We start from the raw sequence: 24921 nt of genomic DNA on the forward strand, positions 1-24921 counted from the left end.
AACAAAGCACAAAAGAAAACGTTTGCTTCCCGCTGTAGCCAGTCAGATTACCCCGTATTCTGGTCAAGTTTATGACAGTTTTATGGCGAACAGGATCAGAGTGAAAGAGCGATAAACAGCAATATGGGCAGGCTTAATAAGCTGAAGAAATTACCAAACAACACCATAGCCGCAACCTGAGTAGGCTCGATGTGATAACGCTCGGCGAACAGATAATTCATCACTGCGGGGGGCAACATGGTAAACAGCACCATCATTTGCAGTTGTAAGGGAGGCAGTGGAATGAAAAAGTAAATCAGCGCAAACGCGCAGGCTCCGGTGAGCAGAGATTGTGCCGTTGAAACAAGGCCAACTTTGAGCCCGGCTAAGCGCAGGTTGATCATTTGTGAGCCGAGCGAAAGCAGCATCACAGGAACGGCAGCTTGTCCCAGTAAAGCGGTGGCGTTGTACAAGGGGGACCAGATAGAGACTCCACTTAGATTGAGCAGTAAAGCCAGTGAGGATGCTAAAAAGACCGGAGCGCTGAGCACGGTTTTCAATACGCTGCCTTTGCTCAGCATGGCTACCCCTAAGCTAATGTGCAGACACATAGAAACCACAAACAGCAACACGGCAGAGGGGAGCGCGGTTTCGCCAAACGCATAAGTAAACAGGGGAATCGCTAAATTACCGCTGTTGCGAAACATGTGCAGTGGAGCCCATGTTTTAAATGACCAGCGACCCAAACGACATATCAGGAGCATTAACATGCCGGGCAGCAATACCGCGACAAGAGCGGCAAGCAACAGAGGTGTTTGCTGCGTATCCAGTGGCATGTTGACCAGTGAAGAAAACACCAACGCAGGCACAAAGGCCTCCATATTGATGCGATTGATCGGGCGAAAATCGGGTTTGAGCCAGAGAGCAATCAAATAGCCAATCAAGACTAAGCTCATCACAGGAAAGAGAATGGCAATGATTTGTTCAAACATAGCTTGCGAGAGATACGTGTAAAAAGCGCAAGTTATCAGGCTTTATTCAGAACGTCATGGTGGGTGATGGAAAAGTGTGCGCGCGACATCTTTAGTAAGAGGTGGACTAAGAGAGCTAGTAGCAAAAAGTGAAGAGGCCAATGGCTTCTTCATTCGGTTTACAGTGAGAGATAAGAAAGTGGAATATCGGGATTGATCACTTCCAGCGTTGCTTGAGTATCGGCAAGATGGCTGATTTTGCCGGTTGCACTCTCTACCAGAGCTGCGGCTTCAATATCCTCGAATGATTCACCCATCATCATCGCTTGTGCTAAGGCAACTTGTAGCGGTGGCAAACTTGGGTTAAACGCAGCATTTTCGGCATACGCGCCAAGGTAAATCGCGCCACTGCGCATTTTCAGTGCCACACCACTGAAGTTTTGGGTATAAGGCGAGTGGCTGATGTTCATCGCGCGCAGAGCTTGCTGGATCAGCTCTTCATCATCGTCACTGGTTTTACCATGATTGACTGGGCTCATCAGGCCAGAATCAATGCCGAGATCGGCAGGGCCAAACGACTCAGGGAGGTACTCTTGCAAAGTTTTGGCAGCACGCTTGGGCAGTTGAATTTTCAGCGAAGACGCTGTGGTCAGCTCATTCATAAACTGGCGGCAATGGCCGCAAGGGCTAAAGTTGATGGTGATGTCTGCCACCCCTTTTTCCCCTTTCATCCAAGCATGGCTAATGGCGCATTGCTCAGCATGTACGGTTTGTCCAAGCTGCGCACCAGTAAATTCCATATTGGCGCCCAGATAGAGGCGGCCGGAGATGCCACGTACAATCGCACCGACATAAAATTCAGAGATGGGGGCATACGAGTAAGCGGCAGCGATAGGTAACAGCGCGACGCGCAAATCGGCATCTTCCATACCCGAAAGGGTCAAAAGCTGCTGATACTGCTCGGCAGAGAAAGTGGCATCGAAATCCTTGGCCAACACCAATTCACGTAAATATGGGGCAAAAGAAGCAGGCATTTGTTGTAATGCTTGTTCAATACGGTTTCTCATAGTGATTCCTTTTCATTGCATGGAATCCTATTTTAGGTAATGCGAGATTTTATAAGGTGATCAGTGTCACGTTAAGTTGTGTAATTTATTTTTATGTTTCATTATTAGAGTGACGTCACACATGATAACGATTGCAAGCGTATGAGATGTGACGCCACTCGAAATGAAATTATTGAAGCCAGAGTGCGAAAGCAAACAGACTTGGCGCTAATACAGACGTGATAACACCACACACGACAAGGGCTAGTGAGCTGAACGCGGCGTCGCGAGGATCTTTTTCAGCGCACGTGGCTGTGCCGAGGGCATGGGATACCGTACCCATGGTCAGCCCTTTGGCGATGGGATGCGTAATATTGAGCAGTTTGTAAATCGGGTAGGCAAGAATGGCACCAAATAGCCCGACGAGTAGCACCAAAATCGCAGCAATCGCGGGCTCGCCGCCCAACTGGCGTGCCACTTCCATCGCGATCGGCGTTGTCACTGATTTTCCCATTAAGGCGGCAATCAGTTCTAAATCTGCCCCCATGCTTACGGCTATCAAACTGGCGGTGATCATCGACATCACACTGCCCACGCCACAAGCCAAAGCGATAATTCGCCAGTTGGCACGAATTTGTGGCAACTGCTCGTAAAGTGGATAAGCCAAAGCAACAACCGCTGGCTGGAGTAGATAACTCAACCACTGATTATCAGCGTAGTAAGTCTCAAAAGGTACTTTGAGGTAAGTCAGCAGTGGAATAAGTATACCGATACTGATCAGAAGCGGATTGGCCAGTGGGGTATTGCATTTTTGAGCCACCCAACGGGCGACGAAAAATACCCCAAGTGTGATGATCAGCCACATGACTTTTTCCCCTTCTTGAGCATTCGATCCAGTATCAGTCCCAGTGTCACCATGACAATTAAGGTACCGCCGATAGCGCTAGCGAGGATCGGGGCGAGGTTTGCCAGTAGCGTATCGAAGTGCACCATCAAGCCGACACTGATCGGGACGAACAGCAAAATCATGTAACGAATAAACAGGGTGGCACTGGGCTTGACCCATTCGACAGGCACTAAACCGCTGGCCATCAAGCCAAATAGGATCAGTAACCCAATAATGCTGCCGGGAATAGCAATGCCTAACCAAGTTTGTAAGTTGATGCCCGCCAACAGACAGAGAAAAATCAGTCCCATGGAGACACAGTATTGAGCTATTTTTTTTATCATCAATAAAATCAGCAAGTAAAAATAAACGATGTTAGCAAGCGAGTTTTTCCACGTAATGGTAGACGGATTTTAAAATCGCCATTTTCTTTGGATCAGCTTGATGCTCATGCACCAGATTTTCCAAATTCAACATATAACCTTCTAGATTGCGCTCGAAATAGTCACGACAATGCGCTGCCCAGCGGCGTTGCTCGGTATCGGTTAAGGTGTGGGGATAATGGCGCGCACGATAACGAAACAGCAGCGGTTCAATGCGCTTATCGGCCACCCGGATCGCTAAGCTGCCCAGATTCTCCGGTGCAGTGGTGCGGATGATCTCCATCGCCGCGCGATCGGCTGGGGAGAAAAAGCCGGCATAGAGTTGGCTATCCACATCACTCTCTTGGTTAAATTCGCGCTCTTGGCTAAATACCGTCACCAGCTTTTCACGAATCTCGGGGTGTTGACGAATCACATTCAAGTGCGCGAGACACTGTTCGCGGTCAATACCAATCTTTTGTGCATTTTCTGCGGTCAAGGTTTTGGCCGGAGCGAGAATAGGGCATTTATTGAGATGCACCAATTTCACGGGTACTGGTAGCTCATCCGGCGCTAGGTCTTCATACCGCGTATAGAGACGCGCTTGCAGCGTTTCGGCATCGAGCTCCAGCAGCGGCTGAGGGTCTTTACCCAAATCCACCACAATCACCGCATTTTGATTGGTTGGATGCCAAGCAATAGGCACAATCCAGCTAGTGTAGTGACGCTCACGCCCAAGCATGCCAGAAACATGCATCAGCGGAGTTTGGTTCACAATATCAATCAGTTCTGTCAGCTTTCGTTTGTGGCGCATAGTGAAGAAGTAGTCGAACAATTTCGGCTGCGCGGCTTTGACTTTTTTCGCCAGTTCAATGGTGGCAATCACATCGGCCATCGCATCGTGCGCGTTGCTGTGCTCAATGCCGTTGGCAACAGAAAGATGTTCCAGTTTAAAGCTGGTGAAGCCGTCATCATTTTCCGGCCACTCGATACCTTCAGGACGCAAAGCATGACACGCGCGAAGCACATCCAGCAGATCCCAACGGGAATTGCCGTGTTGCCAGCTCCAAGCATAGGGGTCGATAAAGTTGCGATAGCAGGTGTAGCGCGTCACTTCATCATCAAAACGTATGCTGTTATAACCTAGGTTGATGGTATTGGGTGTGGAGAGCTCAGCATGAATACGCGCGATAAATTCGGGCTCCGCGAGACCTTGGCTATTGGCTTTTTGAGGGGTGATCCCTGTGATCAATGCGGCCTCAGGGGCGGGCAAATAGTCGTTGGGCAGCTGACAGTAAATTACCAAAGGCTCGCCGATGATGTTGAAGTCCATATCGGTACGCACACCCGCAAACTGACTAGGACGATCTTTTGCGGGATTGACTCCCCAAGTCTCGTAGTCGAAAAAGAAGAATGTGGGCTGGTGTTCTTGCTGCATGTGGCTTACCAAATCGCTAAAAATTGCCGTTATTAGACCATCCTGACCCTGACATAGCAATTGCTGCCCTTGTGCTATCCCATTATTTGTTCAGCCTTTCAACAAAAAAAAGCCGATGCTGGGCATCGGCTTTGGCAAGGTAAGATTAGGCTTGCTGAGTTTGCGGCTCAGGCTCTTCGTTTGTCTCTTTAAGCAAACGGCTTGTGACTGTGCCTGCCGTCATCGAACCTGATACGTTAAGCGCCGTACGCGCCATATCAATCAGTGGCTCGATAGAAATCAAAAGCGCCGCAATCGTGACGGGTAAGCCCATGGCTGGCAGCACAATCAGAGCTGCGAAGGTTGCACCGCCACCCACGCCTGCAATACCAAAGGAGCTAATGGTGATCATCGCAATCAGCGATACGATAAAGTGAATATCCAGTGGGTTAATCCCAACGGTTGGAGCAACCATTACCGCCAACATCGCAGGGTAAATGCCCGCACAGCCGTTTTGCCCAATCGTGGCACCGAATGAAGCTGACAGGTTAGCAATTGCAGGTGGCACATTCAGTTTGGTGATTTGCGCTTCCACATTGAGAGGAATCGTGGCCGCAGAGCTGCGCGATGTGAAGGCAAAAGTCAGTACTGGCCAGATGTTTTTAAAGTAACGGGTTGGGTTAACGCCCACCATAGCAACCAGTAATCCGTGCACCACAAACATCAGGGCTATCGCCACATAAGAAGCCACAATGAAACCGAGCAAGTTCAGAATGTCGGTAGCACTGGATGTCGCGACGACTTTCGCCATCAGCGCGGCGATACCGTAAGGTGTCAGCGCCATGATCATTTTCACTAAACGCATCACAATCGCTTGTGCTGCTTCAACAAAAGTGCGAATTGGCGTTTCTAACTCTTGTTTATCGGCAATCACTTTGCGTGCGGCAATACCAGTGAGCACGCCGAAAATCACCACCGCGATGATGGAGGTTGAACGTGCGCCGGTTAAATCGGCAAAGGGGTTGGTTGGGATAAAGCTCAACAGAATTTGTGGAATCGTTAGGTCGGCAACCGTTGATGCGCGGCTTTCAAGTGCTGCAATACGTGCGGTTTCGCGTGCGCCTTCAACCAAACCTTCAGCCGTCAGGCCAAATGCTTGAGTGATGAGAATACCGATCAGCGCAGAAATCGCAGTAGTCACCAGCAAAATACCGATAGTCAGACTGGAGATTTTGCCCAGTGAACCGTTTTTATCCAGACGTACCACGGCAGAGATCATCGATACCAGCACCAGTGGCATGATGACCATTTTCAGTAGACCCACGTAGCCATTGCCGACGATAGCAACCCAAGATAGGGTTTCTTGAATAGCGGGATGGCCTTCACCGAGCACTACTTGCAGTGCCAAACCAAATGCACTACCTAGTACTAAACCAAACAAAACTTGACGAGAAAGGGTGGCGGCTTTTTTCTGTAGCCCAAACAGATAGAGCAATAGACCGGCGAAAATCACCAGTGCTGCAAGGGTAACCACTGACATAAGCAAATCCTTAAAAGGGGGAAGGAGAGTAACAACGGCCATCAAAGCAAGCCGATTGTTCTATCCTAAATGAGAACGATTTTCTTGGAATATAGCGATCGCTATCACGAAAATAAACTGAGAAAAAATCATGTTTTATAACTAATGGTTATCAAAAACAGAGGGTTGACTAATTGGCGATCAATTTGACTAAGCATTGCCCGAACTGTGCTGCTTTTGCAGGTGTGTATTTTGGTGATCTGAATGCAATAAGATTGGTGCATCCGCGGTCTATATTCTTCCAGCTTGACGCTGCCGTACTAAGTCGTTTGAGCATAGTCAATAGTCCAACAAGAGGAGAGAGCAATGTTGAACTGGCAACAGGTGTTGGATTTTGCAAACCAAGGCAATCCTAAGCCAGAGCGTGAAGTGACGCGCAGTGATGAAGAGTGGCGCACTTTGCTTGATGAACAGCAGTATTACGTGATGCGTCAACATGGCACAGAGAGAGCCTTTTCTAATGCGATGTGTGAGCTGTTTGAGCCGGGTTTATACCAATGTGCCGGTTGCCAAACCCTGTTATTTGATTCGGCAACCAAATTTGATTCAGGCACAGGCTGGCCTTCGTTTTCGCAGCCAGTCAAATTCAATGCCATTTCCTACCATATGGATCAAAGCTTAGCGCGTGCTCGAGTGGAAGTGCGTTGTAACACTTGCGAGTCGCACCTAGGGCATGTGTTTCCTGATGGGCCGCCGCCAAGCGGTTTGCGTTACTGCATCAATTCGGTTGCCGTGAACAAACTCAGTGCATAAATATACCCTTCCTACTTGAAGTTGCAGCGGTGTTGGCTACGTTCGTTCACCCCAATCACATAGTTTGCCTATGCTCATGGGGATTCACTTACTTGCCGCCTACCTGCAACTCCAAGTTGTTTGGGTATAAGCTCATGCCCTCAGGTCTGTGTTCCGCAGGCCTGATGGGCATTTCTTTTTCAATGGAATTAGGTCAGTGCAAACGGTACGCGCTTGCCTTTTTTATTGGCAGGTTTATTCGGCTTTGGTTTCGGTGATCTTTGGTTAGCAATCATGGTACAGCTCCTTGTGGTGTCTCAAGCAAGAGACAACGTTAAAACAGGATAACCAAACTGAAGCATTAAAAGATGAAGCACTATTTGTACCAAAGTATAGAACAGACTGGTTCAAATGCTTATATCCGTCTTATCTCCTTCCTACTTGAAGCTGTAACTCCAAGTAGTGTGGGTATATTGGATGCCGAGACTAATGTCAGACGCGGCGGCAAGTCGTTTGCGCTGAGAGTGTGGTGTAGTAGGCAAAATAAGTGAAGGCTTTTGCTTTGTTGTTCAGAGCGAGTAGACTGTGCCGCATTTGTTTTCATGCCTTAAAAAGAAGTAAGGATGCCCGCATGTTAGATCGCTCATTCAGCGCCGAAATCCAACAACGAATCGATCAAAAAACCAAGCCACTCGGGGCGCTAGGGCAACTTGAGCGCGTCGCGCATCATTTAGCACTCATCCAAAGCCAAAACCAAGATCAAGCGGTAACTCAACTGGCGATTCATCAGCCGACCGTTTTGGTTTTTGCCGCCGATCACGGCATCGCTGCGCAAGGTGTCAGTATTGCGCCAAGCGCAGTGACTGAGCAAATGGTGCAAAACTTTCTCGCGGGCGGCGCGGCCATCAACTGTTTTTGTCGTACTGAACACGCCGCGATGCGGGTGATTGACTGCGGTATTTTGCGAGCTCAGCCCGCTCACGCGGATTTGATTGAGCAGCGTCTCGGTGCGGGCACGCATAATTTGGCCGAGCAAGCCGCCATGTCTTCAGAGCAGGTGCAAGAGGGAATCGCACTTGGCAAGGCGTTGATTCATCGTGAAGTTGAGTCGGGCTGTAATCTATTGATGTTTGGTGAGATGGGCATTGGCAATACCAGCAGTGCAGCAGCAATCTTGGCGGCACTCTCCGGCTTGCCGATTGAAGTGTGTGTTGGACGTGGCACCGGCATTACGGATGAGCAGTACCAACGTAAACGAGCGTTGGTTACCCAAGGTGTTGAGCGCTGTTTAGGCGCTGCGCCACAAGATGTCTTGCAGCAAGTTGGCGGGTTTGAAATTGTCCAAATGGTCGGGGCATTTATGGGGGCATACGAAAAGCAAACCCCAGTGCTGGTGGACGGTTTTATTGTGACGGTTGCCGCTTATGTTGCGACCTTAATCGAGCCAAATGTACGAGACTTTTTGCTGTTTGCCCACTGCTCACAAGAAACGGGGCACCGCGCAGTATTAGAAATGCTGGCCGCAGAGCCACTGTTGGATTTAGGTTTACGTTTAGGTGAAGGTACCGGAGCTGTGTTGGCGCTGGGTCTTGTTCGTGCTGCAGTGGAGTTTTACAACCACATGGCCAGTTTTGCTGATGCAGGAGTCACAGTGTAATGGCGGCCATTTTACGTTATCAACTGGAGCTGTTTTTGCTGGCCGTGAGCTTCTTCTCCCGCATTCCTGTGCCGGTGAGTTTGCCTTATAGCAGTGAGCGAATGAATCAAGCTGGGCGCTATTTTGCTCTGGTTGGACTCCTGCTCGGGGCGATTTGCGCTTTGGTTTATTCGCTCGCGACGCAGCTTTTTTCTACCAACATCAGCGTGTTTTTGACCATGGTGTTGAGCTTGTTATTGACCGGTGCCTTTCATGAAGACGGCTTAGCGGATATGGCTGACGGTGTGGGCGGTGGTATGACGGCTGAGCGACGTCTAGAGATCATGAAAGACAGCCGCATTGGCACTTATGGCTCTAGCGCTTTGATTATGGTTTTGCTGGGTAAATATTTGCTACTCACCGAATTGGCCGATCTTACTTCACTGGTTCCTGTTTGGTTACTGGCTTATACCCTAAGCCGCGCGGTGGCGGCGTCTTTGATTCGTAATACGCCTTATGTCTCCGATACCGACAGCAGTAAAAGTAAGCCGCTGGCGCAGCAGCTGTCGGGTACGGATGTGGCCGTGTTATCCCTTACCGCCTTAGCGACACTGCTTTACTTCTCATGGCAGTTTATTGGAGTGATGATCGCCGCCAGCTTGATTTTCAGACAGATTTTCCGCCAATGGCTTATCAGACGTTTGGGTGGCTTTACTGGCGATTGCCTTGGCGCCGCACAGCAGTTGATGGAAATTCTGATCTATCTGATCTTGCTTGCTTTTTTACAGCATGAAGTGATGATTTAGGGGGCAAAGTGACGGTTCATTTCGTTTTAGGTGGTGCCCGTAGTGGTAAATCGAGTTACGCAGAGTTACTCGCCAAACAAACTGCACAAGCTTTGGGGGCGACCTTGCATTATGTGGCGACCGCCACGGCCTTAGATGATGAGATGCGCGAGCGGATTGCTCATCATCAAGCCCGACGAACCGCAGAGTGGAATGAACATGAAGTGCCGCTGGCTTTGGCTGAGGCGTTAACTCGCTTTCAACGCCAAGATTTGGTGTTAGTCGATTGCCTCACGTTATGGCTCAATAATCTGCTTTTTGAACACGAAGCCGCGCTCTGTGCAGCGCGGATTGAGCAGCATGTCGATTCGCTGTTGGCGGCATTGGCTCAAACCCAAGCTCACATTATTTTGGTCAGCAATGAAGTGGGTATGGGAGTCGTACCTATGGGCGAATTGACTCGCATGTTTGTTGACCACGCGGGATGGATGAACCAGAAAATCGCGGCATTGGCCGATTCGGTAACGTTTGTCGTGGCGGGTCTGCCACAGCGTTTAAAAGGCGAGTAGCAAGGCATGATCCGAATTTGGTTACTGCGTCACGGCAAAACACAAGGCCCTGCAGCCCTGAATGGTATAACGGATGTCGCGGTGAAGCCGAGCGTGCAGCAAGCGATAGCCAGCCAATTGAGCACTTTGCCGTTTACTCGTGTGATAAGCTCCCCCTTACGTCGCTGCGCCGATCTGGCGCGATTGCTCCAATCAGCTCGTCCGCACGTTATGCTCGATTTCGACCCGCAGCTCCAAGAGCTTAACTTTGGTGAGTTGGATGGGCAAAGTTTTGCCGACTTGGAGACTCAATGGCCAATATTGGATGCCTTTTGGCAAGACCCCGCAAAGAACACACTGCCACAAGCTGAACCTCTCGCTATGGCCTATCAAAGAGTGAGTCAAGCTTGGCAACAATGGTTACCTAAGCTTGAGAGCGATACGCTTATCCTCTGCCATGCAGGAACCATACGTTTGATTTTGGCACACGTATTGGGTGTCGATTGGCGCAACCCACACTGGCATACTCGGTTAACCATTCCTCATCAATCGGTGACAGAGCTTGTCCTTTATCCCGGTGAGCCACCGATAGTGAGCGTGACCAGCATCGGAAATGCGCTTTGCCGTTAGCCCATAAAGCGAATTGAATATGGAGCATCTCATTGAATTAGTGGTAGAATCCGCGCCTATATCGTCGTCTGGCTGGGAATAAAAAGATCTATTCCTTGATACTTGAAGCTGCAGCGGTGTTGGCTATATTCGCTCACCCCAATCACTGAGTATTTCTATGATGGGGGATCACTCTCCACCTGCAACTCCAAGTCGTTTGGGTAGAGTGCCGTTAACGACCACGGATATTGAATGGGTGATGATAAGTGCGATCATCTTGGCATAAATTGTTCGTACAATTTCTTAACATACCGCTGTGCAATAAAGGAGTAGCGCATGACGAAGTCTCTCTTCCGCCAATCTTTTCTTTTCGACAGCTTAGATCTTGACCATCCCATGGTCGCGCAAACCGTACGTACAGAGCAGGGTGTGACCTTAAAGCTGCATCAACGTGGCGTGTTGGAAGTGATCCCAGCTCAAACGGACGCGGCGACAAAAAATATGGTGATCTCCTGTGGGGTACATGGTGATGAAACCGCACCTATGGAACTGCTGGATAAATGGATTGACGATATCGTCAGCGGATTTCAACCCGTTGCTGAGCGCTGCTTATTTATTCTGGCGCACCCGCAAGCCACGGTGCGCCATGTCCGTTTTATTGAGCAGAATCTCAACCGCTTATTTGATGATAAGCCCCACACTCCGAGCACTGAGCTGGCGATTGCCGATAACCTCAAAGTTCTGCTTAAACAGTTTTTTGCTAACACGGACGAGCACTCGCGTTGGCACCTAGATTTGCACTGTGCCATTCGTGGCTCGAAACACTATTCGTTTGCAGTAAGCCCGAAAGCGCGTCATCCGGTGCGCAGCCGTAGCCTGATGCAATTTATCGAGCAAGCCCATATTGAAGCCGTGATGCTATCGAATGCGCCTTCCAGTACGTTTAGTTGGTATTCAGCCGAGCATTATGCTGCGCAAGCCTTAACCTTAGAGCTTGGTCAAGTGGCACGCTTAGGTGAAAATCTATTAGACCGTCTGCTGGCCTTTGATCTGGCGATGCGAGATCTCATCTCTCGCCATAAACCCGAGCACTTACCGAGAAAATCGGTGATGTACCGAGTCAGTCGCACCATAGTGCGTCTGCATGATGATTTTGATTTTCGCTTCAGTGACGACGTGGAAAACTTCACCGCCTTTATGCATGGGGAAGTGTTTGGTCACGATGGTGATAAGCCTTTAATGGCGAAAAATGAAGGGGAAGCGATTGTTTTCCCGAACCGCAAAGTGGCCATTGGCCAGCGTGCTGCCTTGATGGTGTGTAAGGTGAACACGCGCTATGAAGATGACCAATTGGTGTACGACTGATCTTGCTTGGTCATGATCTCCTTTCTATTTAAATGGCTTAACGGTAAGGTTAGGCCATTCTTTTTTCTATGAACGACAAGATGGATTTTCATCGACTGCTTCAACATAAACAGCAACGCTGGCAGCGCAGCAGTTATCTGCTGGTCGGGCTGTTTTTGAGTGTGTGTGTCCTTTATTTGTTGGTGGGAGAGCTGTGGCTATCTCCTTTTTCCGCTTGGTCTTCTCTCGAACAGCAGTTGGTATGGGAACTGCGTTTGCCAAGATTACTGGCTGCGGCGGTGATTGGGGCTTCTCTGGCCGTGGCGGGAGCCACCTTACAAGTGTTGCTAGGCAATGTGCTTGCTGAGCCGGGCGTGGTGGGGGTATCGGGTGGTGCAAGCGTGGCGATGGTGATTCTGCTGCTGTTTTTCCCGAGTTTAAATTCCCCTGTGGCTTTTATGGCGGCCGCGGTATTGGGCGCGCTGTTGTTTACATTGCTCTTGGTGGTGATGGCTCGTAAGTTACGCCTGACCACCGCAAGGCTATTACTGATCGGGGTCGCATTGGGGATTTTGTCTGGCGCGGTAGTCACTTGGGCTTTCTATTTCAGTGATGACCTTGGTTTGCGTCAACTGATGTACTGGTTAATGGGCAGTGTCGCAGGCGTCAGTTGGTATCAACATCTCCTCTCTTTGGTGGCGGTGCCTGTCGTGATTTGGCTTGTCTTGCAAGGTGGTGTTCTGGATAAGCTGATGCTTGGTGAAGGGCATGCCAAACAGTTAGGGGTCGATATTCATCGTGTTCGCTGGCGGCTCATTCTCGCTATCGCATTACTGGTCGGGGCTTCCGTCGCACTAGGGGGAGTGATCGGTTTTGTTGGGTTAGTGGTTCCTCATTTGCTGCGTTTAACGCTAGGCTCGGAAAATCGTCTATTGCTGCCACTTTCTGCTCTGTGCGGCGCTTTATTACTGGTGAGTGCGGATCTGATTGCGCGTTTGGCGCTGGGCAGCGGCGAATTGCCATTGGGGGTAGTCACCACCACTCTGGGCGCGCCCATTTTTATCTGGATGTTGGTGAGAAACCATGATTCGTGTTAACAGCTTACAGGTGGATTCTCGTCTGCTGCCGTTGTCATTACAGGCTAACGCTGGCGAAGTTTGGCATGTGATTGGCCCCAACGGCTGTGGCAAAAGCACCTTGCTTGCCGCTTTAGCGGGGATGATCCCTTTCTCTGGATCTGTGCAGGTTGGTGGCTTAAACGTGAGTCAAGCAAGCTTATCTGAACTCGCCCGCCATCGCGCTTATCTGGCACAAAATGATAAACCCAGCTTTCAACTGCACGTTTTCCAATATTTGGCGCTGTCGGTTCCTGCGAACGTAGCCCTAGAACGCTCGGAAGTGGCCAGCGAAATCGATCAGATCAGCCGTTTACTCAATATTGATGACAAACTACACCGTTCGATTCACCAGCTTTCTGGTGGTGAATGGCAGCGTGTGCGTCTAGCCGGAAGTTGTCTACAGGTCTCACCGGTTTTGAATCCTTCTGCGCGTTTACTGATTTGGGATGAGCCAGCGGCACCCTTGGATATTGCGCAAGAAAGCCTGTTGTATCGTCTGATTGAGCGTATGGCAGGGCAGGGATTAACGGTGATCATGGCCAATCATGACTTGAACCGCACTTTGCGTCACGCTGATCAAGTGTTACTGCTCAGTCGTGGCGTTCTATACCGTGCTGGAAGTGCGAAAGAGGTACTGACTCAAGAAGTGCTGCAATCCGTGTTTGGCACGTCAATTCGCCGAGTGGAACTGGAAGGGCATCCTCACTTGCTGTTCGATTGAGCCTAAGACGCCAGCATCTTATCAGGTGTTGCGTTGACCAATCATGGCGCATGGAGCACTGTTTTAGCGCATGTTGCTGGAAGAATAGGCGAGAAAGTTTTTTAGTATTTGTTTATTTATCAATGATTTGTGTTTTTTAACGCAAGGAAAAAATATTGGCACACAATTCGCAATACTAGATTTGATACATTCTCGTTCTTGTTAGGCTCATCACTCTTCGGCAGATCCCTTGGCACTCTCTCCTGAATGGTGCCTTGGTATAAGAGTATTGAGTTTGTGCTGAACTGATTGGCCCCAATCAGACGCAGTATGCCACCTTAGTGACTAAGGTGGCCTTTTTTTATCTGGATACTCGATATCTTGCCAAGGTAAAGCAGAGGCTGATTACTGAGTGAGTGCTGCGAGGTTAGCAGGGCGGTAATAAACCGACTTCAGCACTTTGCCCTGACGCACGGTTTTAGACTCAGAGATAAAATCCTCTGCGCATTTGGCAATAATATACTCACCTTGATGAACCGCCATTAGCTTGACACCTTGTTCAGCATAGAATTTCTCAGTATCTAAATACTCTTGTTCACTGCGACACACTTTACTCATGTTGGAGCTGTGTACTTCATCCCAGCATGAAAGAAAGTCGATATTTAAGTTAGCCGCAACATGCAAAAGTAGGTCAATCAAATAGCTGATCGCTAGATTGTCTTCTACCTTAGCGTGGCCTAAATGCACCAATCTTCCCATCAACACATAGACGGTATCCACAATCGCATCCGCTTGTTCGGTTTTATTGTCGGCTTGGGCAAGCTCAGTCAGCTCTTCAATCGCCAAAGAAGTGTGTAAGGTGTCAGCCTGGGAATTTAAGGTCTGTGGTGCAGCGACAGGCAGATCAAAGGTTTGGCGGAATTCACTGATATCACGGTATAAGTGGTCGAAAATCTCTTGCGTCAGCTTAGTTAATTGCATGCTTGCGTTCCGAATGGGGTTTAACAGGAGGGCAAGTGTAACAAAGCTTGTGCAGCGGGGCTACGTCAGCACATGAATCACAGGATTGAAAAACAAAGTGAGCAAAAACAAAAGGCGCAATTAAGCGCCTTATCGGTAGGGAGAACTGAAATACCGATTAACCTACATAGGGAATAGGTTATAGGTAGAGTTTGGCCAGTTGTGATGGCTCTAATTCTTTACCTTCGAGGTTGGCATTCCAGTTCGTTCCGACCAGAACACCATCTTCATCAAGAGTGATTAACCAATCTTCTACAAAAACATCCAGCGGGATTTCTACCACTTCAAAGTCAGCCCACTCTTCAACGTTATGAATTTGCGCATCTTTTTTGGATGACCAGAAAGGCATCACTTCACTTTCTTCAAATTCAGTCGACTCACAAGAGAGCCAACCTTCTTCATTGCGTAAACCCCAAACAAGTTGGCTTTCTTGGGTTTCCTGAATAAACAGCGCTAGATTCGCTTCGATATCTGCCGTTAATTTGCTCATTTTATTCTCTCGCAGTAGATAATGCCGTAAGGGTAGCACTTTCATCGAAGAATGCCCATGCTGATCTCTGTCTGCTCATAAAAAGAGTGAGATCACAGTTTAAAGGCCGTCAGTTTTTGGTCGAGTTGACGCGACAAGTCAGCCAGTTTTTCACTCTCTTCTGCTAAATAAGTGGCCGCTTGCGACATTTCCAGCGCCGCATCATTAATGCCACTTACGTTACGGTTCATCTCTTCGGCAACGGCACTTTGTTCTTCCGCTGCGGTGGCAATCTGAGTGGCTTTGTCGCTGACGTGCTGAATGTGATTCACAATCAGAGATAAGTCGCTGCCCGCATTTTCTGCGGTTGCCACGCTGTTAGCCGCCAATGCTTGGCTTTTTTGCATCGCACTGGCTGTGCTTACCGCCAGTTGTTGCAGACGGTTAATCATGGTTTGGATTTCATCGGTGGAATGATGAGTTCGGCTGGCTAAATTCCGTACCTCGTCGGCGACCACAGCAAAGCCGCGACCTTGATCGCCCGCTCGCGCCGCTTCAATCGCCGCATTTAAAGCAAGAAGGTTCGTTTGTTCGGAAATGCCACTGATGACCGAGGTGACTTCGCTAATTTGCATCACCCCTTCTTTGAGCTTATTCACTTGATCAGTTGCAACGCCCAGTTCAACCGATAAGGCGCGAATGCTGTCTACGCTCGAATGGACGTCCTTATCTCCTAGGTTCGCTTCTTTGCTAGCATCGAGGGTATCGCGCGCGGTGTCTTCTGCATGGCCTGCCACATCAGCCACGGTCGCGGTCATCTGGTTCATCGCGGTGGCAAGTTGGCTTAATTGGTCACGTTGTGAAACCACGGCTTGGCTGGTTTCTTCGGCAGAGGAGGCGATGCGGATCGCCGCTTCCGCGACAGAAGAGGCGGACTGTACGGATTCAACCAAGGCATCATGTACGGCGGCAATACTGTTATTGATGCGCTGGGCAACAATACCAAGCTCATCTTTACCCAGCACAGGAATCTGTGCGGTGAGATCGCCTTGGGCAACTTTTTTCATCACATCTTTGATGGTATCGAGTGGTTGAATCACCGCACGACTGATCACAACACCCAGACCTATCATAACGAGCGTCACTATGAGGGTGGCGAAACCCATTCTCAGGAACTGTTGGTAAACCGCGTGTTCAATATCGTCCAACAACATGCCTGAGCCTAAAATCCATCCCCAAGGCGCAAAGCCATTGACGAACGAGAGTTTATCGGCAGGGTTGCCTTGTTGATTTTTCCAAGGGTAGATCAACGAGCCTTGTTGACCATTGCGCGCTAAGTCGATCATGGTGAACCAGAATTGACCTTCTGTATCTTTGCCCGGATTCCCCATCTGTTGACCAACCAGATCCTGACGGATCGGGTGTACCACTGTGTAGCGTGATTCATCAATCACGAACATATAGTTGTTGCCATCAAATCGTAGCGCGTTAATCAGGGCTTTGGCCTGTTCTTGAGCTTGTTCTTTGGGTAGGGTTTGGTTGAGATAAGCCACCTGAGATAGGGTGCTTTGAATCACTGCTTTCAAACGTGCTTCACGCTCAGCAACCAAGTTTTCTTTTAGGGCATTGGCAGAGATAAAGAGCAGGCTCAAAAATCCAACAATACCGACGATGACAATAGCGGCCAGTTTATAACTGACCTTGATATTCTCTAGCTTCAACATGACGTTACCACCTAACTGAGCGCTGTAATGTTTATGGTCTTATTCGGCTAGGTTATTGTTTGAATGAATAGGCCGATAAGGACTAATAAAAGGATGGTTCACAACGGCTGATTTGCCACTGGCCTCAGTTCATTTTGTTAACCAGCTCAACTATTTGATGAGAGTTAGTGCAATAACTCAAACGCAAGCAGGGAGGCTAAGCCTCCCTCGTTAGGATGGGATGAAAAGAGTTAAGCTTCGAGCGTCACGCGAGTATCTTCGCTTAACGCTTCAAGCTCATTGATGACGTCATCGATTTCAATATTCACTGGCAGGCGCATAGCGACATTGGCCGTAAATAGGCTTGAGCTGATACCGCCACCGCCGGCGATAAACACACGTTGGCAGTCCATATCTAAGATGCTAATACCTTGGCCATCAAGCAGATGAGTTATTTCATTCACGATCCCTGCGCGATCGTTGGCATCCAATCTGACCTTATAGACAGCATCACTCTTATGGACATGCGGGTCGGCATCGGTAATTTCGACCAAAAGACTGGGGTAGGTTTGGAAGGCTTGCTTCACTGTGCTGGCATTGTCTGCAGGTAATTCAATTTTGATCACAGCAGCAACGCTGTCTTCAATGAAATTCACCTTACTGATGAGCCACTTACCTCCATTTTCGTGAGTGACGGCTGCCAGTTGCTTTATGGTGGCAGGCGTTGCTTTTCCGACAAAATTCACAATAAATGTGCTGTTCATGTTGGCCTCCTGACAAGGAATACGCGTTGCTCGCTCTTTGAGTGTAGGAGGTTAACTTGGGGTGGAATTGACCAAAATCAATTTTTGGACAGGGAGTCTCAGCAGAAGGACAATAATTCTACTTGCGCCACAGATTTATCCCCTTCTGGCTGGCACTGAGCTTCAATTTTAGATTATTTGGTTCTCTTGCGAGGAGAGAATGAAAGGGAACGTGAAGGCGAATAATGCAGACAGGCTATACCTTAGGTATAGCCTGTCGCACAGATTAGAAGGTGATTTTAAAATTGACGCCGTAATACTGTGAATCGTATGGAGCACCTGCATCCAACGCATATTTGGCTGCATCTGGGTTGTTTGACCAAGGGCTGCTTTGGAAGGAAACATCCGCAGAGCCTCCCCAAGCACTGCTGACCCAGCCATGAATATGACCGATTGGGTTGAGGAAGAAGAGAGTCACGCCACCCATAGTATCGGAGCCCATGACTTCACCCCCATTCGCCACAATATTTTGTTCGGCTTCAAACATCAGTTCACCGATCACAGCACCAAAAAACGGGGTGATGAAAATATCTTGCCACGAGGGGACTTCTGCGAAAGCTTCAACCCCATATTCCCAGAAGAACGTCGACATGGTGGCCGAGTAGAGGAAGGATTCGAACTCGTTGAATCCTGCATGACGCGCCGCCGTGTAATAAACACCACCAAAGTATGGGTGCATAATGTAGTTCAGAAAATGTTCGTCACGATCCCAAGTTGGGCCTGAGGTAACATTATCTTTCCACTTTTTACCAAGGCCGCTCAGTTTGCGATCTTCTGCGTCCCATTTTGTGATGGATTCAGGGAGTAAAGTCATCAATCCTGCGGTCATAACACTCAGGCCGAGAATGGTATAGGTTTGACCTTTCAGATAATCCCAGTCACGGGTGTCTTGCACCATTAAATATTTGGGAAGATGTTCATCGAGCTTGAGTGAAGAAGCATCATTGAGACTCAAAGAAAAAGGGTTACCAACAGAGTCGGTATAATAATTGCTTGAATAGCAGCCGTTCTGTTCACAGCTCAATGGATAGGTAAAATCAGATTTGAAGTTCACATCTTGTTGCTGTGCACTTACGCAGGCGGAAAATGTCAACAACATCATTGAGGTGATGTTTTTCTTGAGCACAGATGTCTCCAGTTAGGTGATATGTCGATCAGGGTAACAATTATCCATAAAACTCACAAACAAGGAACCGATAATTCGCGCTTGTTTGAAATAGCTTAGTCGATAAAACATTCTTTTCTATTAGCTTATTGTAAGCCAATATGGAAACTGCATTTACATCAGGATGGCAAATATGTTGAAAATAGCAATGCTCAGTACCGGCGAAGAAGTTTTGCACGGTGATATCGTCGATTCTAACGCCGCTTGGCTAGCGCGCGAATTTTATCAACATGGCTTTTCACTGGCTAAACGCGCCACGGTTGGAGATAGCTTGCCTGCTCTGGTGGAAGAATTAATGATGCTGAGCTTTAACTCGGATGTGGTAATCGTCAATGGTGGTTTAGGCCCGACCAGCGATGATATCACTGCCCAAGCTGCGGCTCAGGCAGCAGAACAACCGCTGGTTTTGAACGCAGATTGGTTGAGTCAACTGGAAGCCTTTTTCATTGGGCGTGGTCGAGCGATGCCAGAAAGTAATCGCAAACAAGCGATGCTGCCAGCCAATGCCGAGGTGATTGATAACCCAATTGGTACCGCTTGTGGTTTTAAAATGCAGATCAACGATTGCTGGTTTTATTTCACTCCGGGCGTTCCCAAAGAGTTTTACAAAATGGTCAGCGAGCAGATCTTGCCTAATCTGCAGCGGCAATTTCCTTCCGTTCAAGGGCAACAGTGTAGCCGCTTATATACCTTCGGCACTTCGGAATCCTCCATCTCCGATAAGCTAGATAAAATGCATTTGCCGGAAGGCTACACCTTAGGTTATCGCTCTTATCTGCCGTTTATTGAAGTCAAACTGTTTGGCCCAGACCAAGATCAAGAACGTCGCCTCAGCTTACTGAAAATCATACATTCGCATCTAGAACAGTATGTGGTGAGCATTGATGAACCCATGTTGACCTATTTAGGCCATGTGATGGCAGAAAAAGGGCTCTCTTTGGCTTTGGCAGAGCAAGCAACCCAAGGTGGGTTGTCGAGTTGGCTGCTGAGTGATCCCAACGTTGAAGCCCTCGCCGGCCATTCTTGGATCTTAAGCCACAGAGTATCGTCTGAGCTTGCTCATCAAGACCCACTAGCAGCAGCGTTTGCCCTAGCAGGAGCGACGAAAGACAAATGCGGTACCCAAATGGCACTGGTTACAGGGGCTTTGAAAGAGGATCACGTTTCGGTTGCGCTCTCAACCCCAAATGGTGAGTGGGGGCAAACAGTCAAATTTGTGCGTCGTTTTAGCGCACAAGAGCAAAAAGAGTGGATCGCAACACTGGCTGCGGACATGTTACTGCGCTATCTCACTGGACGTTCTATGTTTGTGGGTTACAGTGCGGTTGAGCGGGTCAAAGAGATGCATTTGCCGAGTAGCGTGCTCAATTAAAAATCAAAATCTTACAATAATGGATTGATTTTAAATGGCTTTTTTATCGTTACGCGTTCGGTGTTAACTGAATGAATCCGCTACTTATTCTGCTTATTGATGGTTTAGCTTTCGTTATGCGTATTTTGTCTAATCAATAAGCGGATGATTTATTTAGAGAGCATGATTTGTCTCAAAAGAGAGGCTTTAAACCCTTGGTTGGATCGGTACACTGACTGCTCCCCCGAAAAGTGGCGGCAGGAGGCTGACATGTTTCAACACTCGAAAATCTTGGTTTGGTATAAAATCGCCAGTCAAAAAGTCGTTTTAGGAGAAGCACATAGCGACGGAACTGAGGATGTAGTTTCACTCTGGTTACACGCTCCAACCCAATTCGATAACGCCAGTAACCAAGGCTATTGGTTATCGCTATTTGATGATGGCGGACGCGAAATCGGCAATAAGTGGGTATCCATGAGAACTGCGGATGCGATTTTGTGTGGCGGGAATAGAGCCAGAGCCTAAGCTCTGGTTTGTGCATATCCTGTGAAGCCGCCGTATTCATGGCGGCAACTTCATATTCAATGGCTTTTCCCCTTCCTACTTGAAGCTGCAACGCCAAATAGTTTGGGTAGAGTTCACCTCACTTTTCTCAACTCAAACGGTTATCGACCTCATCGACTTATTGATAAAGTCGAAAACCATTGGTTGGGCGCGATGGGTTAAGCGCGTTTGGCTTTTAGCTGATACGTGACTTGTTCTATCTCAAGTGCCGTTTTTGCACGGCAGATACAAGGTAGAATTTCATTGCCTTGTGTATAAGCCATGGCAAAACCAACATACTCGACTTCACCAGAGATGAGCTGACAACGACAAGCACCACAGTGCCCGTCGCGACAGTTGTATTCTGGCTCTAACCCTGCTTGTTCCATACTTTCAAGCAGAGTATGGCTCGAGTTAGATTCAATTGTCAGCAGCTTGTTGATTTTGATTGCAGCCATTACAGTTCAAAGCCCTCGAAATCATCGGCGCTTACCTCGTTGTCGATTTGACCCACTAAGTAAGAACTGATCTCAGCCTCTTGAGGTGCCACTTGCACGTTATCAGAAGACAGCCATGCGTTGATCCATGGGATCGGGTTATTCGTCGCGGCTGGGTATGCCGGCTCTAAACCGACGGCTTGCATACGGATATTGGTAATGTACTCGACGTACTGACACAGAATATCTTTATTAAGGCCGATCATCGAACCGTCTTTGAACAGGTATTCTGCCCACTCTTTCTCTTGTTCAGCGGCTTCTTTGAACAAATCGAAGCTTTCTTGCTTACACTCTTCTGCCACTTGCAGGAAGGTAAAATCATCCATGCCGTTGCGCAGTAGATTCAACATGTGTTGAGTACCCGTCAGGTGCAAGGCTTCGTCACGTGCAATCAGTTTGATGATTTTCGCGTTACCTTCCATCAGTTCACGTTCTGCAAACGCGAAAGAGCAGGCAAAGCTTACATAGAAGCGAATCGCCTCCAGTGCATTGACTGACATCAAGCAGAGATACAGCTTCTTCTTCAGCTCTTTCAGCGATACCGTGATGGTTTCACCGTTGATCTGATGTTGGCCTTCACCATAGCGGTGATAGTCATTAGTCAGCTCAATCAAATCATCGTAGTAGTGGGCGATGTCTTTCGCACGCTTGATGATGTGCTCGTTTTCAACGATGTCGTCAAACACCACTGCAGGATCATTCACGATATTACGAATGATGTGAGTGTAAGAGCGTGAGTGAATGGTTTCAGAGAAAGACCAAGTTTCAATCCACGTTTCCAGCTCTGGCAGTGAAACCAGTGGCAGCAGTGCGACGTTCGGGCTACGGCCTTGAATGGAGTCGAGCAGAGTTTGGTATTTCAGGTTAGAAATGAAAATATGCTTTTCATGATCCGGCAATTTGCCGTAGTCAATTCGATCGCTGGATACATCCACTTCTTCTGGACGCCAGAAGAAGGAGAGTTGCTTTTCAATCAGCTTCTCAAAAATCTCATATTTTTGTTGGTCGTAACGTGCGACGTTGACAGGCTGACCAAGGAACATAGGTTCTTTAAGTTGGTCATTCTTCTTTTGGGTAAAAGTACTGTAAGCCATTGTTGCCTTCATCCGTTTGGCCTCTTGCCTAAGCAAGAGGCATGCAAATCAAAGAGTTAAACTATTTTCTCGTGTTGTGCTTTAGAAGCAGGCGCTTAGATCTTACAAGCGCCGCTGGCACAATCGTCTTCCTGCACTTTCACCGTAGCATCGGTCTGCTCGTCTTTCGCGCCATCACGAGTGTTATGGTAGTACAAGGTTTTCACACCAAACTTATACGCTGTCAGCAGATCTTGGAGCAGTTTTTTCATCGGTACTTTGCCAGAATCGAAATTGCTTGGATCGTAGTTAGTATTGGCAGAGATCGCTTGGTCAACGAACTTTTGCATGATACCCACTAAGTGCAGATAGCCATCGTTTGAGCCGATGTTCCACAGCAGTTCATAGTTCTCTTTTAAGCGAGTGAATTCTGGAACCACTTGTTTCAAGATACCGTCTTTTGAGGCTTTGACCGAGACGTAACCACGTGGTGGCTCAATACCGTTGGTCGCGTTAGAGATTTGCGATGAAGTCTCAGAAGGCATCAGTGCCGTCAGCGTAGAGTTACGCAGACCGTGTTCCATGATCTCGTGACGCAGCTTATCCCAGTCGTAATGCAGAGGCTCTGCACACACCAGATCGATATCTTTCTTATAAGTATCGATTGGCATCAAGCCTTTCGCGTAGTTGGTCTCATGGAACAGTGGGCAACGACCTTGTTCTTTCGCCAGCTTCATAGAAGCGCGCAGCAAGTGATACTGCATGGCTTCAAACGTGCGGTGCGTCAGGCCATTTGCGCTGCCGTCAGAGTATTTCACACCGTTTTTCGCTAGGTAGTAAGCGTAGTTGATCACACCCACACCCAGAGTACGGCGGTTCATTGAAGAACGACGTGCCGCAGGCAGTGGGTAGTCTTGGTAATCCAATAATGCATCTAGAGCACGAACCACAAGGTCAGACAGCTCTTCAAAATCATCCAGTGACTCAATCGCGCCTAAGTTAAACGCAGAGAGGGTACACAGAGCAATTTCACCGCTTTCATCTTCCACATTCGCCAGTGGCGAAGTCGGTAGCGCGATTTCCAGACACAGGTTTGATTGACGCACAGGTGCAACCGCCGCATCAAATGGGCTGTGCGTGTTACAGTGGTCAACGTTTTGGATGTAGATACGGCCTGTTGAAGCACGCTCTTGCATCAGCAGAGTAAAGATTTCCAGCGCTTTAACGGTTTTCTTCTTAATTGAAGGATCGTTTTCGTACTTCACGTACAGGCGTTCGAACTCATCCTGATCTTGGAAGAAAGCGTCGTACAGTCCCGGCACATCAGAAGGAGAGAACAGGGTAATGTTGCCACCTTCAACCAGACGCTTGTACATCAGTTTGTTGAGCTGAACACCGTAATCCATATGACGAACACGGTTCTCTTCTACACCACGGTTGTTCTTCAGAACCAGCAGAGATTCCGCTTCACCATGCCACAGAGGGTAGAATACGGTTGCTGCACCACCACGAACACCACCTTGCGAGCAGCATTTCACTGCGGTTTGGAAGTATTTGTAGAAGGGGATACAGCCAGTGTGGAACGCTTCACCACCACGGATTTCCGAACCCAGCGCACGAATGCGGCCTGCGTTGATACCAATACCGGCACGTTGAGAAACGTAGCGAACAATCGAGCTTGCCGTTGCATTGATAGAATCAAGGCTGTCACCACATTCAATCAGTACACAAGAGCTGAACTGACGAGTAGGAGTACGTACACCCGACATAATCGGTGTAGGTAGCGAGATCTTAAAGGTCGACGTCGCATCGTAGAAACGCTTGATGTAATCAAGGCGCGTCTCTTTGGGATACTTCGCAAACAGGCAAGCCGCAACCAGAATATAGAGGAACTGTGCACTTTCGTAGATTTGGCCGGTAACACGGTTTTGTACGAAATATTTGCCTTCAAGCTGTTTCACTGCAGCGTAAGAGAAATCAAGGTCACGACGGTGATCAATGAACTGATCCATCAGCTCCAGCTCTTCACGGGTATAGTCTTCGAGCAAATGCTTGTCGTATTTGCCTTTCTCAACCATCTTGGTGACATGAGCGAGCAGTGTAGGTGGCTCGTATTGACCGTAGGCCTTTTTGCGCAGGTGGAAAACCGCAAGACGCGCAGCAAGGTATTGGTAGTCGGGGGTCTCTTCTGAGATCAGATCCGCTGCTGACTTAATGATGGTTTCATGAATGTCTGAAGTCGTAATGCCGTCATAGAACTGAATGTGAGCGCGCAGTTCTACTTGTGAGACAGATACGTTTTGCAGACCTTCGGCAGCCCAAGTGATCACTCGGTGGATCTTATCCAGATCAATGTTTTCTTTGCGGCCATCACGCTTGGTGACAGTAAGTTGTTGGTTCATTCTGCTTCATTTCCCTAACAAAACTGATAAAAGCCGTGTTTTTGTCTAAATCTTGTAAATTGAATCGAGGCTTTTGTGATCGAGCTCGCCCTACATATAGTGTCATAAACACTATATGTAGGGGTGCTTCAGTGTTCGGGTTACAAGATAGTGCTATAGCATCGGTATTGCAAGTTACAGCTT

The 24921-nt window shown here is 48.4% G+C and carries 24 protein-coding genes; 10 read left to right on the forward strand and 14 right to left on the reverse strand.

All coding sequences use genetic code 11. The features are described 5' to 3' along the window. Window positions 1–95 precede the first annotated feature (95 nt). The 6 genes from T411_RS0105265 to T411_RS0105290 all read right to left on the reverse strand — a co-directional run bounded on the left by T411_RS0105265 (window position 96) and on the right by T411_RS0105290 (window position 6201). Complete coding sequence (locus tag T411_RS0105265) at window positions 96–971, reverse strand: AEC family transporter (protein WP_000462866.1); 876 nt, start codon at window positions 969–971, stop codon at window positions 96–98. A 158-nt stretch (window positions 972–1129) separates the two neighbouring features. Then, window positions 1130–2017, reverse strand: coding sequence for a cytidine deaminase (cdd, locus tag T411_RS0105270; protein ID WP_001245910.1), 888 nt, complete (start codon window positions 2015–2017; stop codon window positions 1130–1132). 169 nt (window positions 2018–2186) lie between these two features. Then, window positions 2187–2861: an LrgB family protein gene (locus T411_RS0105275; protein WP_000266240.1), complete on the reverse strand. Its 675-nt coding sequence runs from the start codon at window positions 2859–2861 to the stop codon at window positions 2187–2189. After that, window positions 2852–3226, reverse strand: a complete 375-nt coding sequence (locus T411_RS0105280; protein WP_001881007.1) for a CidA/LrgA family protein — start codon at window positions 3224–3226, stop codon at window positions 2852–2854. The genes T411_RS0105275 and T411_RS0105280 overlap by 10 nt, the downstream gene beginning before the upstream one ends. Window positions 3227–3257: 31 nt before the next feature. Beyond that, window positions 3258–4682: an exodeoxyribonuclease I gene (gene sbcB, locus T411_RS0105285; RefSeq protein WP_001183680.1), complete on the reverse strand. Its 1425-nt coding sequence runs from the start codon at window positions 4680–4682 to the stop codon at window positions 3258–3260. 145 nt (window positions 4683–4827) lie between these two features. Further along, a complete protein-coding gene (locus T411_RS0105290) occupies window positions 4828–6201 on the reverse strand; it encodes an L-cystine transporter (RefSeq protein ID WP_000117953.1) in 1374 nt (457 codons plus the stop codon). 345 nt (window positions 6202–6546) lie between these two features. On the opposite strand from T411_RS0105290, the gene msrB reads away from it, so the two are divergent. The 8 genes from msrB (at window position 6547) to btuD (ending at window position 13733) form a co-directional block, all read left to right on the forward strand. Further along, complete coding sequence (gene msrB, locus T411_RS0105295) at window positions 6547–6993, forward strand: peptide-methionine (R)-S-oxide reductase MsrB (protein WP_000935885.1); 447 nt, start codon at window positions 6547–6549, stop codon at window positions 6991–6993. Between the two features lie 610 nt (window positions 6994–7603). Beyond that, window positions 7604–8629, forward strand: coding sequence for a nicotinate-nucleotide--dimethylbenzimidazole phosphoribosyltransferase (cobT, locus tag T411_RS0105305; RefSeq protein WP_000887084.1), 1026 nt, complete (start codon window positions 7604–7606; stop codon window positions 8627–8629). Continuing rightward, entirely contained in the window at window positions 8629–9414 is a 786-nt protein-coding gene (locus tag T411_RS0105310) for an adenosylcobinamide-GDP ribazoletransferase (RefSeq protein WP_000718969.1), read from the forward strand. Before cobT ends, T411_RS0105310 begins: the two co-directional genes overlap by 1 nt. 8 nt (window positions 9415–9422) lie before the next feature. Further along, entirely contained in the window at window positions 9423–9962 is a 540-nt protein-coding gene (cobU, locus tag T411_RS0105315; RefSeq protein ID WP_000215857.1) for a bifunctional adenosylcobinamide kinase/adenosylcobinamide-phosphate guanylyltransferase, read from the forward strand. Window positions 9963–9968: 6 nt separating this feature from the next. After that, the gene (locus T411_RS0105320; protein WP_000619460.1) at window positions 9969–10571 is read left to right on the forward strand and encodes a histidine phosphatase family protein; all 603 of its coding nucleotides are present in this window, start codon (window positions 9969–9971) and stop codon (window positions 10569–10571) included. Window positions 10572–10886: 315 nt separating this feature from the next. Next, the gene (locus T411_RS0105325) at window positions 10887–11915 is read left to right on the forward strand and encodes a succinylglutamate desuccinylase (protein ID WP_000167428.1); all 1029 of its coding nucleotides are present in this window, start codon (window positions 10887–10889) and stop codon (window positions 11913–11915) included. A gap of 80 nt (window positions 11916–11995) precedes the next feature. Next, on the forward strand, window positions 11996–12991 hold the full coding sequence (gene btuC, locus T411_RS0105330; protein WP_000345518.1) for a vitamin B12 ABC transporter permease BtuC: 996 nt from the start codon (window positions 11996–11998) through the stop codon (window positions 12989–12991). Further along, window positions 12978–13733 (forward strand): vitamin B12 ABC transporter ATP-binding protein BtuD, encoded by a 756-nt coding sequence (gene btuD, locus T411_RS0105335; RefSeq protein ID WP_000621847.1) that lies wholly within the window; start codon window positions 12978–12980, stop codon window positions 13731–13733. The genes btuC and btuD overlap by 14 nt, the downstream gene beginning before the upstream one ends. Window positions 13734–14117: 384 nt before the next feature. Here the strand turns inward: btuD and T411_RS0105340 are convergent, their stop codons facing one another. From T411_RS0105340 to T411_RS0105360, 5 genes are all read right to left on the reverse strand, one after another. Next, a complete protein-coding gene (locus tag T411_RS0105340) occupies window positions 14118–14693 on the reverse strand; it encodes a nucleoside triphosphate pyrophosphohydrolase family protein (protein WP_001177585.1) in 576 nt (191 codons plus the stop codon). A 178-nt stretch (window positions 14694–14871) separates the two neighbouring features. Beyond that, the gene (locus tag T411_RS0105345; RefSeq protein WP_000041074.1) at window positions 14872–15222 is read right to left on the reverse strand and encodes a DUF2750 domain-containing protein; all 351 of its coding nucleotides are present in this window, start codon (window positions 15220–15222) and stop codon (window positions 14872–14874) included. A gap of 92 nt (window positions 15223–15314) precedes the next feature. After that, complete coding sequence (locus tag T411_RS0105350; RefSeq protein ID WP_000915500.1) at window positions 15315–16925, reverse strand: methyl-accepting chemotaxis protein; 1611 nt, start codon at window positions 16923–16925, stop codon at window positions 15315–15317. Window positions 16926–17155: 230 nt separating this feature from the next. Beyond that, window positions 17156–17668 (reverse strand): glycine cleavage system transcriptional repressor, encoded by a 513-nt coding sequence (locus tag T411_RS0105355; RefSeq protein WP_001089203.1) that lies wholly within the window; start codon window positions 17666–17668, stop codon window positions 17156–17158. 265 nt (window positions 17669–17933) lie between these two features. Further along, window positions 17934–18833, reverse strand: coding sequence for a DUF3943 domain-containing protein (locus T411_RS0105360; RefSeq protein ID WP_000914637.1), 900 nt, complete (start codon window positions 18831–18833; stop codon window positions 17934–17936). 172 nt (window positions 18834–19005) lie between these two features. Between T411_RS0105360 and T411_RS0105365 the strand changes: the two genes are divergently transcribed. Both T411_RS0105365 and T411_RS1000000121000 read left to right on the forward strand, forming a co-directional pair. Further along, on the forward strand, window positions 19006–20244 hold the full coding sequence (locus tag T411_RS0105365; protein WP_000912227.1) for a CinA family nicotinamide mononucleotide deamidase-related protein: 1239 nt from the start codon (window positions 19006–19008) through the stop codon (window positions 20242–20244). Window positions 20245–20493: 249 nt separating this feature from the next. Then, window positions 20494–20748, forward strand: a complete 255-nt coding sequence (locus T411_RS1000000121000) for a hypothetical protein (protein ID WP_000486262.1) — start codon at window positions 20494–20496, stop codon at window positions 20746–20748. Between the two features lie 197 nt (window positions 20749–20945). Here T411_RS1000000121000 and yfaE read toward each other — a convergent pair whose 3' ends face one another. From yfaE to nrdA, 3 genes are all read right to left on the reverse strand, one after another. Continuing rightward, window positions 20946–21224 carry a class I ribonucleotide reductase maintenance protein YfaE gene (gene yfaE / locus T411_RS0105375; RefSeq protein ID WP_000718943.1) on the reverse strand — a complete coding sequence of 93 codons (279 nt, stop codon included), beginning with the start codon at window positions 21222–21224 and terminating at the stop codon, window positions 20946–20948. Beyond that, a complete protein-coding gene (nrdB, locus tag T411_RS0105380; protein WP_000331860.1) occupies window positions 21224–22357 on the reverse strand; it encodes a class Ia ribonucleoside-diphosphate reductase subunit beta in 1134 nt (377 codons plus the stop codon). The genes yfaE and nrdB overlap by 1 nt, the downstream gene beginning before the upstream one ends. 95 nt (window positions 22358–22452) lie before the next feature. After that, window positions 22453–24738, reverse strand: coding sequence for a class 1a ribonucleoside-diphosphate reductase subunit alpha (gene nrdA, locus T411_RS0105385; protein WP_001075912.1), 2286 nt, complete (start codon window positions 24736–24738; stop codon window positions 22453–22455). Between the last annotated feature and the right edge of the window lie 183 nt (window positions 24739–24921).

Source organism: Vibrio cholerae ATCC 14035 (assembly GCF_000621645.1).
Taxonomy (GTDB): Bacteria; Pseudomonadota; Gammaproteobacteria; order Enterobacterales; family Vibrionaceae; genus Vibrio; species Vibrio cholerae.